The 15,162-nt window shown below is 32.5% G+C and carries 12 protein-coding genes; 5 read left to right on the top strand and 7 right to left on the bottom strand.

The annotated features are described in order from the left end of the window. Positions 1-65: 65 nt before the first annotated feature. Both IUY40_RS17690 and IUY40_RS17685 read right to left on the bottom strand, forming a co-directional pair. Positions 66-689 (bottom strand): murein L,D-transpeptidase catalytic domain-containing protein, encoded by a 624-nt coding sequence (locus IUY40_RS17690; RefSeq protein ID WP_195738193.1) that lies wholly within the window; start codon positions 687-689, stop codon positions 66-68. Positions 690-720: 31 nt separating this feature from the next. Then, positions 721-1,881: a vWA domain-containing protein gene (locus IUY40_RS17685; RefSeq protein ID WP_195738192.1), complete on the bottom strand. Its 1,161-nt coding sequence runs from the start codon at positions 1,879-1,881 to the stop codon at positions 721-723. Positions 1,882-2,083: 202 nt separating this feature from the next. Between IUY40_RS17685 and IUY40_RS17680 the strand changes: the two genes are divergently transcribed. Then, positions 2,084-3,898, top strand: a complete 1,815-nt coding sequence (locus tag IUY40_RS17680) for a histidine kinase (RefSeq protein ID WP_195738191.1) — start codon at positions 2,084-2,086, stop codon at positions 3,896-3,898. Further along, the gene (locus tag IUY40_RS17675; protein WP_195738190.1) at positions 3,895-4,644 is read left to right on the top strand and encodes a LytTR family DNA-binding domain-containing protein; all 750 of its coding nucleotides are present in this window, start codon (positions 3,895-3,897) and stop codon (positions 4,642-4,644) included. The genes IUY40_RS17680 and IUY40_RS17675 overlap by 4 nt, the downstream gene beginning before the upstream one ends. A gap of 179 nt (positions 4,645-4,823) precedes the next feature. On the opposite strand, the gene IUY40_RS17670 is transcribed toward IUY40_RS17675, so the two are convergent. The 5 genes from IUY40_RS17670 to panC form a co-directional block, all read right to left on the bottom strand. Next, positions 4,824-6,788 carry a biosynthetic peptidoglycan transglycosylase gene (locus tag IUY40_RS17670; protein WP_195738189.1) on the bottom strand — a complete coding sequence of 655 codons (1,965 nt, stop codon included), beginning with the start codon at positions 6,786-6,788 and terminating at the stop codon, positions 4,824-4,826. A gap of 24 nt (positions 6,789-6,812) precedes the next feature. After that, complete coding sequence (radA, locus tag IUY40_RS17665) at positions 6,813-8,174, bottom strand: DNA repair protein RadA (protein WP_195738188.1); 1,362 nt, start codon at positions 8,172-8,174, stop codon at positions 6,813-6,815. After that, the gene (locus tag IUY40_RS17660; RefSeq protein ID WP_195738187.1) at positions 8,174-9,325 is read right to left on the bottom strand and encodes an alpha/beta hydrolase-fold protein; all 1,152 of its coding nucleotides are present in this window, start codon (positions 9,323-9,325) and stop codon (positions 8,174-8,176) included. The genes radA and IUY40_RS17660 overlap by 1 nt, the downstream gene beginning before the upstream one ends. 183 nt (positions 9,326-9,508) lie before the next feature. Then, positions 9,509-9,859, bottom strand: a complete 351-nt coding sequence (gene panD, locus IUY40_RS17655; protein WP_195738186.1) for an aspartate 1-decarboxylase — start codon at positions 9,857-9,859, stop codon at positions 9,509-9,511. 14 nt (positions 9,860-9,873) lie between these two features. Beyond that, positions 9,874-10,752 carry a pantoate--beta-alanine ligase gene (panC, locus tag IUY40_RS17650; protein ID WP_195738185.1) on the bottom strand — a complete coding sequence of 293 codons (879 nt, stop codon included), beginning with the start codon at positions 10,750-10,752 and terminating at the stop codon, positions 9,874-9,876. Between the two features lie 78 nt (positions 10,753-10,830). On the opposite strand from panC, the gene IUY40_RS17645 reads away from it, so the two are divergent. Genes IUY40_RS17645 through glmS form a run of 3 tightly spaced genes read left to right on the top strand, consistent with a single transcriptional unit; the run spans position 10,831 to position 15,091 of the window. Continuing rightward, complete coding sequence (locus IUY40_RS17645) at positions 10,831-11,637, top strand: glycogen/starch synthase (protein WP_195738184.1); 807 nt, start codon at positions 10,831-10,833, stop codon at positions 11,635-11,637. 21 nt (positions 11,638-11,658) lie between these two features. Continuing rightward, positions 11,659-13,233, top strand: a complete 1,575-nt coding sequence (locus IUY40_RS17640; protein ID WP_195738183.1) for a DUF4270 domain-containing protein — start codon at positions 11,659-11,661, stop codon at positions 13,231-13,233. Positions 13,234-13,243: 10 nt separating this feature from the next. Beyond that, on the top strand, positions 13,244-15,091 hold the full coding sequence (gene glmS / locus IUY40_RS17635; RefSeq protein ID WP_195738182.1) for a glutamine--fructose-6-phosphate transaminase (isomerizing): 1,848 nt from the start codon (positions 13,244-13,246) through the stop codon (positions 15,089-15,091). Positions 15,092-15,162 lie beyond the last annotated feature (71 nt).

Below are 15,162 nucleotides of genomic sequence, written 5' to 3'. Positions count from 1 at the left end.
ATTATAATTTTAAAATATTTATTTAGTCTAATATGGATTACAAATAACGAAAATTTGAATGGGTTTTAATAGTAGATAACAAGAATGATTTTCTTTTTAGAGTTGTCAATTATTTTTTCAAGTACACCATAAAATTTTTCATTAACCATTGGGCATCCTTGACTGTTGCAAATAGGACTTTCTTGCTCTTCAAATGGGACGTCCGAATATTTATGTAAAACAATATTTCGATTAAAGGCATTACTATTGGATTTGTCCAAGCCATATAATTTGTAAGCTTTACCAAACGTACCATTATAAGAATTACCAATTGCATATTTTCCTAGTGAAGTTCTATAGGAATTCTCTATGTTACTAAACTTTAGCTTTCCAGGGATTCCAGTTTCTGAACCAGAACCATGACCAACTAAACCCTTATCAAGAAGTTTGTTATTTTTTAAATCATATATAAAAAAACGATTTTTACCAGATGCAATTCTCATATCGATAAAAAAGCCAACTTCGGTATTGTATTTCGAAGACGCATTTACAAAGCTTTTAATCTCTATTATCTGGTTTTTTAGTTTTTCTTTTGAAGATTGTATTGGTTCAGATGTTTTAGTTGGCTTTAGGATGTCTTCTTTATGTATGCATTTAAAATTAACAGAAAAAACGCCTATAAAAATCATAAAGAGGATACTCTTTTTCATGTTCTTAACTAATTTATTCTTCACACTTTGTTTATTTCTCAACAGTATATCCTTTAACTTTTGCAAAAGCAACAATCGATGTATTAATGGCATTACCCAAATCGTCTTGTTTCTTTGTTTTTTTCGCTTCGGTATCTATATATTCTTGACGTTTTTTGGCAAGTTCGCCAATTTCCTTTTGAATATTTTCTCTCTCTTTGGTTTTTTGTGCAACAATTACCTTTAGTTCAGCATTAGATTTATTACGGAGTTCTACAGGTAATTCTTCTTTTTTTATTTTCGAAATAGCCGTAGCATCATCTTTTACTTTATCGACTAAGTCCCAGCTGTCGTTTTTATAAACGGCCTTTGATTTACTCACAGCACGTTCGGTATAATTTGATGCAGAAACTTTCTGAGCGTTTTTATCTTGCATTTCCTGATTCATTTTTTTTTCAGAACCTTTTGAACCATAGCTTATGTACGTTTTGTTGATTTTTACGTTGCATTTTGTAATTTCAACATCATATGGAGTTACTATATAACGTACTGTTTGATTAGAATCGATATTAAAATATTTACCTTTTCCATAATCGGCACCATCTTTCCATAGTTCATTTATGCCTTGAGTTTTATCTCCGCAATAAATAGTATTTACATAAATATCATTCTTTAAGGCATTGCTAATAGCTTCCTTATAATTAATTCCACCCTGATTAAATTCTTCGTTTCCTGCAATATAAATAAGCTTCATATTGTTGTTGTCTCTTGCCCATTTTAATTGTTTGGTTGCATCCTGAATCACAGCTCCACAATATTCGTTACCACCATTAGTACTTAGAGAGAATAGTTTTTCCGAAATCAAATCCAAATCTGTAGAAAGTGGTGCTATTTGTCGGATATAATTAGATTGTTTAGACAAACCGTCATTGCCATATTCGTACAAAGCAATTTCGATATCGGGTGTTTTTCCGTCGTATTTTAAAGTCGTTAAAGTATTTACAATATTCCATAATCTGGATTTCGCCTGATCAATTAACCCGTCCATACTACTAGAGGTGTCTAGTAATAATGCAACCTGTATTTTGGTCTTTTCCGCTGTTATCGGTTTTTCAATTTTAGTATTTTTTCTTGGATTTGAGTTAGTATAATTACTATTTGCAAAAGAGAATGTAGTTGCTAAAAGAGCTGAGATAAAGATTGATGTTTTCATGATTTCTTATGTTTAAGATTGTGATTATAGACCAAACTTATAAACTTAAAGAGTTCGTTTTTTGCAGAAATGGTGAAACGGTATTTTCACTTGGTGAAACGAGTTGTAAACAGAATATAAAATACTTTACTTTACAGTATTGTTTTTAAAGGTTCTGAGTAACCTAGAAATTAAGGCGCTGAGATTTAAAAGGATATAATATATGAGATATTTATTAGCTATTTTTTCTTTATTTCTAATGTTGTTACTTCCTGTTGGAGTAATAGCACAGGATTCTCTTGCTAAGAAAAAAGCAATGCCAGTTTCTAAAATGAGTAAAGTATCCAAAGAATTACAAAAATCGTTAGATATAAATGACGAGGCACAAATAGGCCAGAATTATGAACGATTGGCCAATGAATTCCTTAGTAAAGGAGATAATGCAAAAGCGGAAGAATATTATAAAAAAGCATTAACCAGTTATACCAAACAAAATCTTGCTGAAGATAAAATACGAGTAACAAGAAGTATTGCCAAAGTACAAGAGAATCAGAAAAAGTTTGTATCGGCAATTAAAAATTATGAAGCCGCAGGAGCTATTGCAGCAGATAAAAATGAAGAAAAAATAAATCAGAATGATGCTAATCGTCTGCGAACACAAGCAAGCCCCGTTACGCAAGCAGAATATGTAAATTCGAATATAGAGTTACTCAAAAGAGATAATAAAATTGATGAGGTTGCGGCAGCTTACGTTCAAAAAGCAGAAAACTCCTTACAGCAAAAAAACAAAGAAGTAGCAATCGAGAGTTATAATAAAGCGCTCGCTTACGCAAAAGATAAACCGGAAGAGGTCATCAAAATTAAAAATGAAATTGCCAAAGTATATGCTTCGGATAGTCAGTTTGAGAAAGCAATTGGTATTAACGAAAGACTTTTGGCAGAAGCCAAAACCAAGCAAGATTATACTACCCAAATAAAGCAATTACAATCCTTGGCAAAGCTTTATTTTAAAAAAGAAGAACCTAAAAAAGCAGTTGTATCACTTAAGGAAGCGTATGAGCTAGCATCCAAAAACGGAAATTCTACCGAGGCCAAAAAAAGTTTATCGGCTTTAATTCAGTATTACAAAACCAAAGGAGATGACAAAGAAAGTATTGCCTTATATGAGCAGTTCTTTACCAATTTTGATAAGTTAATTGAATCTGATACAACGCTTATCGACGCTAAAACATTTCAAGTTACCGAGGATAAAATACGGCAGTTAGAAAAAGAAAAGACATTGAAGGACGAATTGATTACAAAGAAAAACACGTTTAATTACTTTCTTCTAGGGTCAATAGTACTGCTGTTATTGTTGTTCTTGTTTATTGTGAAAGCATTATATTCGATAAAAACCAAAAACAAAGAAATTGCTTTACAGTCTTTGCGAAGAGAAATGAATCCGCATTTTATCTTTAACAGTTTGAATAGTGTGAATCAATTTATTTCGGAAAATAAAGAATTAGAAGCCAACAAATACCTGACTTCTTATTCTAACCTGATGCGAAATATGATGGAAAACTCTAATAAAGATTTCATCACATTAGATAAAGAAATTGAACAACTCAAAAAATATTTAGATTTAGAGCATCTGAGGTTTCAAGATAAATTCGATTTTAAAATTAGTGTTGATGATGCTTTAGATACAGAAACAGTTCTAATTCCTAATATGATTATACAACCACATCTGGAAAATGCGATTTGGCATGGATTGCGTTACCTCGATAAAAAGGGATTTCTGAATCTTAATTTTGAGTTTGTAGCAGAGAAAGTTGTTGTGATTATTGAAGACGATGGGATTGGTTTAACTAAAAGCCGTGAACTAAAAACAAACAATCAAAAAGCACATGAATCCCGAGGATTAAGCAATACTAAGGAGCGAATAGGTTTACTGAACGAATTGTATAAAAAGAATATTTCTTTCGAAATTATCGAAAAAAGCATGCCCAAGACAGGTACTATTGTTCGAATTGTTTTTCCGTTAATAGATAAAATATGATGACTTTCCAGAAGATAAAAAGTGTAATTGTCGAAGATGAGCTTGCGGCTCGAGAAGTACTCAAGAATTATTTGAGTAAATATTGTCCGCAGGTAGAAGTTATTGGCGAAGCACAGAATATAAAAGAAGCTGTTCCGTTACTGCATGAGCTACAGCCGCAATTAGTCTTTCTGGATGTCGAAATGCCTTTTGGAAATGCTTTTGATGTTTTGGAGGCTTGTAAGGATTTACATTTTGAAACTATTTTTGTTACTGCTTTTTCCGAATATTCATTGAAGGCTTTAAACCAAAGCGCAGCTTATTATTTGCTAAAACCAATAAGTATCGAAGAGTTGATTGTTGCAGTAAACAAAGTACAACATCAGATTATGAACCATGAAATTTTTAATAGAAACAAAATTATTGTTGAAAATTTCCATGAAACAAAACCAGAGAAGCAACAAGTTATTTTGCCAACATTAGAAGGATTTGAGGTGGTGAAAATGGAAAAAATTGTCCGATTAAAAGGCAATGGAAACTTTACTGATTTATATTTGAATGACGGAAGTAAAAAAATGGTTTGTCGGTTCTTAAAGCACTTTTCTGAGATTTTGCCTTTGCCATTTATACGAGTTCATAAATCGCATATTATTAATATGAATTGTGTAAAATCATACAATAAAGGTGGAATCATAACACTAAATGACGGAGCTGAAATTGAAGTTTCTCCAACTTATAAAGAGGACTTTCTGAAGAACTTTAAGTGATTTTTTTTGCCGCGTATTGCTTTTGCTGACGCGAGCGTCTCGCTCGTGAACACAATCAAAATTAAGTGCAAATATTTGTAGGTTTTTTTGACTTTGTAGGCATGATAATTTAAGTGAACTAATACCTAACAGGTTTTTTGAACCTGTTAGGATAGCAATATTATGAATACTAAAAAGATTTAAAGGTCAAACTCATCATCTATAGCCATAGAATCTATAGGAACCGCTGTAGAATCGGGAGCTTTTATTCGTAATAATGAACGAGCATGACCTGAAATATAAACAGGTAGTCTGTTAATAGTATCTTCAGGTGTTATAACACCGCGGCGCAACATAAGATTGCTAAGAAATTTTTGATTTCTGATAGCATAATCTTTTAAATTACCCTGATCGTTAAATTGGTAGGTAAATTTTCTTGGGCTTGGAATAATTGTAGCTAAAAACAAACATTCATCTAAGCTTAAATCGGCTGGGCTTTTTTGGAAATAAAAACGACTCGCTTCACCAATTCCATATACATTTGGTCCCCATTCGATAATATTGAAATATACTTCGAGCATACGTTGTTTGCTTGCAACGCGATTATTTTCGAGGATATAAACTAATAAAATTTCTTCGAGTTTGCGTGATAAAGTTTTTTCTCTAGTTAAGAAAATATTTTTTACCAGTTGCATGCTAATTGTACTTGCGCCACGAGAAAATTTCTTGGTTCGAATATTTTTTAAAATCGATTGCTTGAAAGCTTCATTAATAAAACCGCGATGTGAGAAGAACGATGGATCCTCTGTAGTTAATACGCTTTTTTGAAGATACGGAGAAATTTGCTCAATAGGAGTGTAATTTGGGTTTTCAGAACCTACTAAAATGGGTCTCTGTAATACATTTTTTATAATGGCACGATATACAAATTCACTATTTAATTTGTTGAGGTTTGCTTGTCCATACTTAGTAATTACAAGATTTTCTTTGTTTAGGTTACTATCAAAAACTAAACTGTTTGGTTTGTTTTTGTTGAACTTGAAATCGAGTTTGTAATCGAAATTACCTGTGGCTTCCATACCTTGAAAATTAGTAAATAAACCATCTGGTAACGAGACAATAAAATCTTGTGCTTTCATTTTAGGAATAGCAACTTTTAAGGTATAAATAGTATCCGATTTGGTATTATAAGATACGTAAGGGTGGAGTTTTATTTTGTTTAATTGAACTGTTGAGGTGCTATCTATTGAGATAAAATCAGAGCCTAATAAGAAACGATAATCAAAACGAGCATTTTTTATAACAACGTCTTTGCTAGCAATTCTTGCATGGTTAATTTTCAGATTGGTTATAGAAGAGTATCCATCGATGTGAAGTTCACTTCCACTTTTTTTAATATTTTCAATATTCAATCGGATAGAGTCGAAGCTTGCCAACATATTAAAACGATCATCTATGTAGGGTACTCGAATTGCCCCCGTGTCTAGATTAAAAAATCGAATGTCTGCTTTTTTGTTTCTTGGATCAGCAAAGCCTTTTATGTTCCAACGCTGGTCGAATGTTTTAGTTTGAACGTGAAGATTGGTTTCAAGTTCTTTATCGACCAAGACTAGCTTGTTTATTGCGATTTGTGCTTTTTTACCATTGTCATCAACCCTAAAGGTTAAATTTTCCAACTTCATATCAGTTGGAACAAGATTTAATAGTTTTGATATAATTCGGTATGCATACGTTGCGTATTCTCTTTTTTCATTTTTAGATGTACTGGTACTGTCTTTCTTTAAGAAAGCATCGAAGTTCTTGATGTTTCCTTTTTTTACCAATTGTATATATCCTTTGTCGATTTTTAAAGTTCCAATTTGGATATCTCCCACCAATAAATGCGATAAACTAATACTGGTTTCTATATTATGAATGTTACAAAGCGTATCTGCATTTTTAGGAACTAAGATTACATTGGTTAGTTTTATTCCTGAAAGACCATCAAAAGAGGCGGTTTTTACCGAAAACGTACTGTTGTATTCGTTGTTCATTTTATCTGATACTTTTGCAATGGCTTTATGCAAAAGAGCATCTCGAAAGAAATAAGCACCAACTAGTATTACAATAAATAGTAAGACTACAATTTTGAGAGCCAATACTATTTTTTGTTTTTTTGTTTTCATATAAATTCTTTGATGCATTTAAGTTTACCCAAAAAGAATACTGGCTACGTCTTCGATTTTGGCAACAAGTTCAATTTTGATTCCTGTATTCTTTAACGCAATTTTATTGTATTTAGATACAAAAATAGTCGAAAACCCTAATTTTTCTGCTTCTTGTATGCGTTGATCAACACGATTTACAGGACGAATTTCGCCAGATAAACCAACTTCTCCAGCAAAACAAAAGCCTTTAGTTACAGGAATATCTTCATTTGATGATAAAATAGCTGCAACTACAGCAAGATCTATTGCAGGATCATCTACAGAAATCCCTCCGGTAACGTTTAAGAAAACATCTTTTGCTCCCAAGCGAAATCCTGCTCTTTTTTCTAATACGGCCAAGATCATATTTAATCTTTTGGCATTATATCCTGTTGTACTTCGTTGAGGTGTTCCGTAAACGGCTGTACTTACCAAGGATTGTATTTCGATCATTAATGGACGCATTCCTTCAAGTGTTGAAGCAATTGCAGTTCCAGATAATTCTTCGTCTTTGTGTGAAATTAATATTTCGGAGGGATTAGAAACTTCTCTTAAACCGCTACCTAGCATTTCGTAAATACCTAGTTCAGCAGTCGATCCAAAACGATTTTTTAGAGATCGTAAAATACGATAGACGTGATTTCTGTCTCCTTCAAATTGTAAAACAGTATCAACCATGTGCTCCAGTATCTTCGGACCTGCAATGTTTCCGTCTTTGGTAATATGACCAATTAGGATTACAGGGATATTGGTTTCTTTGGCGAATTTGATTAACTCGGCTGTAGTTTCTCGAATTTGCGAAATACTTCCAGCAGTTGATTCGATATAATCGGTATGAAGCGTTTGTATAGAATCAATGATTACAATCTCTGGCTGGATGGCTTCAATTTGTTTAAAGATATTTTGGGTTTTAGTTTCAGTAAGGATATAGCAATTGTCGCCATTTGGCGTAATTCTTTCAGCACGCATTTTTATTTGTTTCTGGCTTTCTTCACCCGAAACATATAGGGTTTTATATGGTAATTGTAATGAAACCTGAAGCAAAAGTGTGCTTTTTCCAATTCCAGGTTCTCCCCCTAAAAGGGTTAGGGATCCAGGTACAATACCTCCCCCAAGAACTCTATTTAATTCGCCATCAGTAGTGTCCATGCGAACCTCTTGCGTAGAATCGATTTCGTTTATTCTTAAAGGGCGAGGTGCTTTGCCAGTTGGAGTAGGTTCACTTTTCCAAGCAACTTTTTCTTGTTTTTGGATAATTTCCTCGGCTATGGTGTTCCATTCTTTGCAAGAATTACATTGTCCTTGCCATTTAGAATATTGAGCGCCACAATTTTGGCAAAAAAAGGTTGTTTTAACTTTTGACATTATTTCTTTTTGATAAGATCATTCATTTCATCTATTTTGTCGTACATCAAATCTTTGTTTAATCTACCAATAGGCTCCATTTGCGAGGCATTTTGGTATTTTTTGGAAGCTCTTTTCGCATCTCCCATTTTTTCGTACATCAATCCAAGTTCGTATTCGCCTAACATCGCTTTAGGGTAACTGGTATTGGCAATTTCAGCTAATATGCCTAATTCATCGAAAGCATTATTTTTTAAAATAGCAGTTTCTATAGCTATGTAGTCATTCATTCGAACAGGCATTTCAACACGTAACGTTTTTGTAATGATATCGTATTTGTTTCTTAAATAATCAACATATCCAGATTTAAGAGTAGCAATTTTCTCATTGTACTCATTTAAATTTATAGGTTTGTAGGCTTCGTAAATTTGATTTAAAGCATTAGGTATTGCATATAAAACAGCAGAATAATAGGTAGTGTTTTTAAATAAATCGTATTTGTAATTAATTAAAGGGTTATTCGCTATTTTAATGTTTTGATCTAATTTTTGGATTGGTTCTTTCGTTTTGTTGACATCTCCATCTGCAGCAGATAAATAATAAAATAAAGGTGTTTTTAACTTAGCAAATTTTTCAGGGATACGAACTTCCATTTGAGTTGCCAGTTCTGGACTCATAGATATGTATGCATTAAATAATGGTACTTCTTTATATAAGAAAAAATTTAAATAGCCCGCAGTTACTCCATGACCAGCAATAATTCGGAATGGTGCAGTGCGGTAATTTTTTTCAATTTTAGGAATTACTTCACCCGCAACAAATTCAAAGAACTTAGCTCCTTTTTCAAATGGTAAGCCATTAATTCCGTCAAATGTTGAATCATCTTCACGCTCATCATTTTTGTTTTGATGAATAGCTACAATAATAGTTTCTGGTAAATCATCCCAATAAGCACCATATTTTAAGGCACCACTAAATGGGTCAAGAAGATACTCTCCGTCAAATAAATAAAGTACTGGGTATTTTTGAGTTTTATTAGTTTCATAAGAAGCAGGTAATTCGATAGTTATTGTTCTTGCTTCTCCGAGAGGTATTGAGTTAATTGTTTCTGTTTTTCTTTGAGAAAAAGCTGTAATAGAAATGAATAATAATAGGAGGTAAACTTTTCTCATAATTTGGGATTTCTGAAATTTTAAGATTATCAAAATAGAGTAGCAATATAGTACTTTATTTTTTTTTATTTAATTACAAATTTATAATGCTATAGCAATTTGGTTGGCTTATAGATGCAAAACTGCCCTTTTTACAAAAATTCACTTTGAAAAAGGGCAGTTTTTATGTTTTTATAAACAGATTTATGTCAATGAATTATCATTTTCATTTGGGAAAATGATCCATGGTTTGAAGGTTTTGGCTTCTTCAAATTCTAATGTTGCATAAGAAATAATGATGATGATGTCATCTTTTTGTACTTTTCTTGCTGCAGGTCCATTAAGGGTTATTTCGCCTGAATTTCGTTCTCCTTTAATGGCATACGTTTCAAAACGTTCTCCATTATTAATGTTAACAATTGCTACTTTTTCGCCTTCAATTATGTTCGAGGCATCTAGTAATGCTTCGTCAATAGTAATGCTACCAATATAATTAAGATCGGCTCCAGTTACTTTAACGCGGTGTATTTTTGATTTTACTACTTGAATTTGCATGTTACAAAAGTAAATTAATTTAATGAAATAGTATCAATCAATCTAATAGAATTAACAAAAACTGCTATAAATGCACGGTAGTTTTTGTCTTTACTTTTGTGATTTATAGGTAATAATGTAGATTCATCAGCAATTACGAAATATTCTAGTTCAAATTTAGTGTTGCTTTTGAAAGAGTTTTCTACAAATTCAATTGTTTCTTCAGGGGTTTTTGTATGAAATATTTCTTTTGCCTCAGTTAGAATTTTATAAATCATAGCTGCTTCTTGACGTTCATCAGGAGTTAGGCGTTCATTTCTAGAGCTCATAGCCAATTGGTTTGGTTCTCTAAAAATTGGACAGCCAATAACGTTTACAGGGAGATGGTTTTTTTCGACCATTTTTTTCACAATCTGTAGTTGTTGAAAATCTTTTTCTCCAAAATAGGCATTTGTGGGAGTAATGATTTCAAACAAACGCTTTACAATTGTACCTACGCCATTAAAATGTCCTGGTCTAAATTTCCCTTCCATTTGATTTTCTAGTCCGTCAAAATCAAATGATTGAGAAACGGTATGACCTTCGTAAATGTCTTCGACAGTCGGAGCGTATAAGATTATTTTATCACTTAAAGCGCTCATTTTTCTTACATCTTCTTCTAGAGTTCGGGGGTATTTTGCTAAATCTTCTTGGTTATTAAACTGCGTTGGATTTACAAAAATACTTACAACAGTATCATCATTTTCGTTTAATGATCGTTGCATTAAAGCCAGGTGACCTTGGTGTAAAGCGCCCATGGTTGGTACGAAACCAACACTCGAATTTTCGGTTTTAATAGTTTTCAAATAAGCTATTAAAGCAACTTTACCGTAGAAAATATGCATGGTGGTATTATTAAAATTTAGTGCAAACATAATATATTAGTTAATAACTGCATAAATTTTTGTAATTTTGCATCGTTTTTATTACCAAAAATTAAGCAAATTACTATTATGAAAGATAAGAGGATATTGTATGTATCATCTGAAGTTGTGCCTTATTTAGCTGAAAATGAGGTTTCTTTAATGTCTTATGATGTGCCCAAGATGATTAATGATCAGGGCGGACAAATAAGAATTTTCATGCCAAGATATGGAAATATCAATGAAAGAAGACACCAGTTACACGAAGTTATTAGGCTTTCTGGAATGAATTTGGTAGTGAATGACTTAGATATGCCATTGATTATTAAGGTAGCATCTATCCCTAAGGAGAGAATTCAGGTTTATTTTATAGACAACGATGAGTATTTTAAAAGAAAAGCTACTTTTACTGACGAGGAAGGTGTAATGTATTCAGATAATGACGAAAGAGCAATTTTTTTTGCTAAAGGTGTTGTGGAGACAGTTAAGAAATTAAACTGGGTTCCTGATATAATACATGTACATGGATGGATGGCTGCTATGTTGCCAATCTACATGAAACATTATTATAAAAATGAAGCGTTATTTTCAGATACAAAAATTGTTACTTCCGTTTATACGCAATCGTTTGATGAAACACTGGATCTAGAAATGATTAAGAAGGTAAAATTTGATGGAGTCCCACATGAAGCTATTTCAGATTTAGAAACTCCAAATTATGAAAACATCTTAAAAGCGAGTATTCTTCATTCAGATGCGGTAATAATAGCCTCAAATAATCTGTCTTCAAGTTTAACAAAATTTATAGAATCTTCAGGAAAACCTTTTTTACCTTTCGTCCCAAAAGATGCATTCGCAGAGGCGTATACAAATTTTTATAAAAATGAGGTTCTTTAAAATTTAACTTTTTTATTACACATGCATAATACTTCTTTTTTTAGGAAAATACTTTTAGTAGCAAGCGTTGTTTTTTTATATTCTTGTGACAAGGATTTTAATGTTATTGGCGATGATTTAATTGGTGATAATCATTTTGATTTGGCCACATACAGTTCAGATATATTGGCTTATAATCAGCAAATTACTTCGATACAATCAAACAATTTAACTTCAAATCATTTGGGGATTTACGTTAATCCTGCATTTGGTACAACAGTTGCTAATTTTGCTACACAGGTAACATTGGCAGCACCTAATCCGACGATTGGAGAAAGTCCTACTATTCAAAGTGTTGAACTTGAGATTCCGTATTATAGTCATATAGATAAGGTTGAAAATGGGAAAAATATATACATACTAGATTCAATATATGGTCCTGTAGATGGTAAAATGAATCTTAGTATTTATGAGTCAGGGTATTATATGCCTAATTTGGATCCAGATGATAACTTTGTAAGTTCAAAGCTTTTTTTTACTGATGATAATTCTCTTTTTGATATTGCAAAAGTAGGTGCGCGCTTAAACAATGGCCCTGATGAAGAAAATATTAATTTTAGATTCAGTCCAGAAGAAATTACCGAAAAGACTAAAGATGATGCAGGTAAAGAAACAGTGACCAAAAGAGCACCAGCAATGAAGCTTAAGTTGAGCGGTCCTACATTTCAAAAAATGTTAAATAGTTCAACGAAGTTGGCAACAAATGATGTTTTTAAAGAATATTTTAGAGGCTTGTACTTTAAGGTAGAAAGTAATGGTGGTGCAAGCAGAATGGCTACTATGGATTTTAAAAAAGGAAAGATCACTATTAAATATAGAGCTAAAACGGAAATAACGACAGACGCTGATGAAACAATGGAGGATAAAACTTTAGTCCTTAATTTAAGTGATAATACTGTAAATTTACTACAAGAAACTAATCTTAATCCAAGTTATAATACAGCAATAACAACTCCAAAAGCTACTGGTGATGAGAAGTTGTATTTAAAAGGAGGAGAGGGTTCAATGGCTATATTAGAACTTTTTAAGCCTGGAGAATTAGAAGAAATAAGAAGTAAAGGCTGGTTGATTAACGAAGCCAATTTGATTTTTAATATTGATTCGGATGCTATGAAAAACAGCCCAGAGCCAAACAGAATTTATTTGTATGATTTTAATAATAATCGACCAATTGTTGATTATTATAACGATGGCACGTCAAGCGCTACGACCGATGCGAAGAAAATAAAGCAGGTTTTTAGTGGTATTTTAAATGTTGATCCAGTTACTAAAAAAGGTAGTACTTATAAAATCAGAATTACAAATCATGTTAGGAATTTGATTAAATACAAAGATTCAACTAATGTAAAGATGGGTATTGCAGTTACTGAGGATATAAATATTGTTGCTCCTAATAAATTAAAAGGGACAGATAAAAAAACGGCAAAAGGGGAACCTTTTACTAAAGCGCCAAGAGCATCAGTAATGAATCCTTTAGGAACAATTCTTCATGGAGGAAATTCACCTGATGAGAGTAAGAGATTAAAACTTCAGATTTACTACACGAAACCAAATTAATTAAATATATATGTGCGGAATTGTTGGATATATTGGATATAGAGAGGCGTATCCTATAATAATAAAAGGACTAAAACGACTCGAATACAGAGGGTATGATAGTGCTGGAGTTATGTTATATGACGGAGAAGCAATTAAACTCTGTAAAACAAAAGGTAAAGTTTCAGATCTTGAAGCTAAAGCTAAAGAGGGTTTTACTACAAATGGAACTATAGGAATAGGACATACGCGTTGGGCATCACATGGTGTTCCTAATGATGTGAATTCGCATCCCCATTTATCTAATTCTGGAGATTTAGCAATAATACATAATGGTATTATTGAAAACTATGCTCCGCTTAAAGAAGAATTAATAAAAAGAGGATATGTTTTTCATTCGGATACTGATACTGAAGTATTGGTAAATTTGATTGAAGAAGTTCAGAAAAAAGAAAACCTTAAATTAGGTAAGGCAGTGCAAGTTGCATTAAATCAAGTTGTAGGAGCTTATGCTATTGCAGTATTTGATAGAAAAAATCCAAATGAAATTGTAGCTGCTCGATTGGGTAGCCCATTGGCAATTGGAGTAGGTGAAGGAGAGTATTTTATTGCATCTGATGCTTCGCCTTTTATTGAATATACTTCAAATGCAGTTTATCTAGAAGATGGAGAAATGGCAAACATTAGATTGCATAAGCCTATCAAAATCAGAAAAATTAAAGACGATTCATTAGTTGATCCTTATATTCAGGAACTTCAAATGAATTTAGAGCAAATTGAAAAAGGTGGTTATGACCATTTCATGCTTAAAGAAATATATGAGCAGCCTAGTGTTATAAAAGACACCTATAGAGGAAGACTTCATGCTAATGAAGGCATTGTTCAGTTAGCTGGTGTTGAAGATAATTTAGAAAAATTTCTTAATGCCGACAGAATAATTATCGTTGCTTGTGGTACTTCATGGCATGCAGGTTTAGTTGCAGAATATATCTTTGAGGAATTTGCCAGAATTCCAGTAGAGGTTGAATATGCTTCAGAATTTAGATACCGTAATCCTATTATCAATAAAACAGATGTAGTTATAGCAATTTCTCAATCAGGAGAGACCGCTGATACTATGGCTGCTATTAAATTGGCAAAAGAGCATGGAGCATTTGTGTTTGGTGTATGTAATGTTGTAGGTTCTTCTATTTCTAGAGAGACTCATGCAGGTGCTTATACGCATGCAGGTCCAGAGATTGGAGTTGCTTCTACAAAAGCATTTACAACTCAAATTACTGTATTAACAATGATTGCTTTGCGTTTAGCAAAAGCAAAAGGAACATTGTCTAGTCCAGATTTCCATAGATATTTGCAAGAGCTTGAACTTATCCCAGATAAGGTAAAAGAAGCTTTGGAAACAAATGATGTTGCCAAAGAAATTGCAGGAGTGTTCAAGGATTCTCCAAACTGTTTGTACTTAGGAAGAGGGTATAATTTTCCTGTAGCACTTGAAGGAGCTTTGAAGCTTAAAGAAATCTCATACATTCATGCTGAAGGGTATCCTGCGGCAGAAATGAAGCACGGGCCAATTGCTTTAATAGATGAGCATATGCCAGTAATAGTAATTGCGCCTAAGCAAGGACATTACGATAAAATTGTAAGTAATATTCAGGAAATAAAATCCAGAAGTGGAAAAATTATTGCAGTAGTAACTAAGGGAGATACACAAGTGCGTGAATTAGCGGATTACGTGATTGAAATACCTGAAACTTCAGATGCATTATCACCATTAATTACTACGATTCCATTACAGCTTTTATCTTATCATATAGCAGTTATGAGAGGTTGTAATGTCGATCAACCAAGAAACTTGGCGAAGTCAGTTACTGTAGAATAAAAAGCAAATAAAAACATAAGTATTTGAAAAAGCGAGATTTATATCTCGCTTTTTTTATAACAAAAAATTAA

Origin of the sequence: Flavobacterium sp. ALJ2, from assembly GCF_015594725.1 — a bacterium.
Classification (GTDB): domain Bacteria; phylum Bacteroidota; class Bacteroidia; order Flavobacteriales; family Flavobacteriaceae; genus Flavobacterium.
The sequence above is the reverse complement of the archived record's forward strand: the minus strand, read 5'-3'. Positions and strand labels throughout refer to the sequence as shown.

What these genes read in the sequence shown, in the direction of transcription:
- IUY40_RS17690 (WP_195738193.1), bottom strand. Translation starts at nt 689, where the DNA reads ATGAAAAAGAGTATCCTCTTTATGATTTTTATAGGCGTTTTTTCTGTT.
- IUY40_RS17685 (WP_195738192.1), bottom strand. Translation starts at nt 1,881, where the DNA reads ATGAAAACATCAATCTTTATCTCAGCTCTTTTAGCAACTACATTCTCT.
- IUY40_RS17680 (WP_195738191.1), top strand. Translation starts at nt 2,084, where the DNA reads ATGAGATATTTATTAGCTATTTTTTCTTTATTTCTAATGTTGTTACTT.
- IUY40_RS17675 (WP_195738190.1), top strand. Translation starts at nt 3,895, where the DNA reads ATGATGACTTTCCAGAAGATAAAAAGTGTAATTGTCGAAGATGAGCTT.
- IUY40_RS17670 (WP_195738189.1), bottom strand. Translation starts at nt 6,788, where the DNA reads ATGAAAACAAAAAAACAAAAAATAGTATTGGCTCTCAAAATTGTAGTC.
- radA (WP_195738188.1), bottom strand. Translation starts at nt 8,174, where the DNA reads ATGTCAAAAGTTAAAACAACCTTTTTTTGCCAAAATTGTGGCGCTCAA.
- IUY40_RS17660 (WP_195738187.1), bottom strand. Translation starts at nt 9,325, where the DNA reads ATGAGAAAAGTTTACCTCCTATTATTATTCATTTCTATTACAGCTTTT.
- panD (WP_195738186.1), bottom strand. Translation starts at nt 9,859, where the DNA reads ATGCAAATTCAAGTAGTAAAATCAAAAATACACCGCGTTAAAGTAACT.
- panC (WP_195738185.1), bottom strand. Translation starts at nt 10,752, where the DNA reads ATGTTTGCACTAAATTTTAATAATACCACCATGCATATTTTCTACGGT.
- IUY40_RS17645 (WP_195738184.1), top strand. Translation starts at nt 10,831, where the DNA reads ATGAAAGATAAGAGGATATTGTATGTATCATCTGAAGTTGTGCCTTAT.
- IUY40_RS17640 (WP_195738183.1), top strand. Translation starts at nt 11,659, where the DNA reads ATGCATAATACTTCTTTTTTTAGGAAAATACTTTTAGTAGCAAGCGTT.
- glmS (WP_195738182.1), top strand. Translation starts at nt 13,244, where the DNA reads ATGTGCGGAATTGTTGGATATATTGGATATAGAGAGGCGTATCCTATA.